This is a genomic window from Microcoleus sp. OTE_8_concoct_300, from assembly GCF_031383065.1.
Taxonomy (GTDB): Bacteria; Cyanobacteriota; Cyanobacteriia; order Cyanobacteriales; family Microcoleaceae; genus Microcoleus.
Genome location: NZ_JANMZH010000748.1, coordinates 1 through 1,316 on the forward strand (window position 1 = coordinate 1; position 1,316 = coordinate 1,316).

Genomic DNA, 1,316 nt, shown 5'->3' on the forward strand with positions numbered 1-1,316 from the left:
GGTACACCAAGCGACGTTAAGAATGCTTCCCTAGTTTTTAACCTCTCGGATAGTCAGCGGCGAAGGGATATATACACACGGGCTTACAGCCACTTGCTATGCGTACAGGTAAAAAGCACGAGCCTGTAACTGTCCAGGCGAAAGGCGAATACAAAACGTCGAACGTCGTCAGTATATTCAAGGCGGTAGCAAGCAAGAAAAGGGGGACTAATCCTCCCCCCATCCAATGTAAAGCCGTCCTAAAAGGACGGGGTTTCAAACCCAAATTTTTGATGAAACAAACTCCCAAACCCCCCGACTTCATCATCATCGGCACCCAAAAAGGCGGCACAACATCCCTGTACAACTACCTAATCCAACATCCTCAAATCGCCCCCGCCACCCAAAAAGAAGTACATTATTTTGACTTAAACTTCGACAAAAGCCCAGACTGGTACTGTGCCCAATTTCCCCAGCCCCAAAACGGTTCCCACAAAATAACCGGAGAAGCCAGTCCTTACTACATATTTCACCCGCACGTTCCAAGGCGAATTTATGATTTATGTCCCCAAGTTAAAATAATCGCCCTGCTGAGAAACCCCGTAGAACGCGCAATTTCCCACTATTATTACTATATCAAAATACAATACGAAACCCTATCATTAGAAGAGGCGATCGCCTCCGAGCCCGAAAGACTCAAAGGCGAAATCGAAAAACTCCTAGCCAACCCAAACTACTACAGTTACGAACACCAACACCACAGTTATCTAAGCCGCGGCATTTACGCCGATCAACTCCCAGCCTGGATGAAACTTTTTCCCAAATCACAAATCTCAATCCTCAAAAGCGAAGACTTGTATAGCAACCCATCGGAAATCTTCAACACCGTCCTCGAATTTCTCGAATTGCCGCCACACCAACTACAAACCTACGAAAAGTACAACGCCACCCAATATCCGCCCATCAGCGAGCCAGTATACCAGCAATTGAGAGCATATTTTCGATCGCACAACGAAAGACTGGCCCAATTGTGCGATCGAGATTTCGGCTGGGATTAATAATGTCATTCCTGTCAACAATCGCCTAAAAACCTTTGTGTCTCTCGTTTATAGCCAAGGCCAGATCCCCCTCGCATCCCCCTTAAAAAGACCCTTTGGGCACGGCACCGCCTCCTCCAACCCCATCGCGCGCTCGAATATCCGTAGTGTGCAATAGTTAAAGATTTTTTAGGCACTTAGTTGCCAAGAGAGCGCTCTTTGGATCGCGAATTAAATAACTTACAATTTTAATTGTTATTGTGGGATGGGCGTCCCGCCCGTCCAAAAAGGACGGGCGGG

Annotated in this window: 1 protein-coding gene; it reads left to right on the forward strand. The window is 47.1% G+C overall.

Annotated features, from left to right (window positions below; genetic code table 11):
• Positions 1 to 272 precede the first annotated feature (272 nt).
• On the forward strand, positions 273 to 1,037 hold the full coding sequence (locus ACUVJL_RS33400) for a sulfotransferase domain-containing protein (RefSeq protein ID WP_445249758.1): 765 nt from the start codon (positions 273 to 275) through the stop codon (positions 1,035 to 1,037).
• Positions 1,038 to 1,316: the final 279 nt, after the last annotated feature.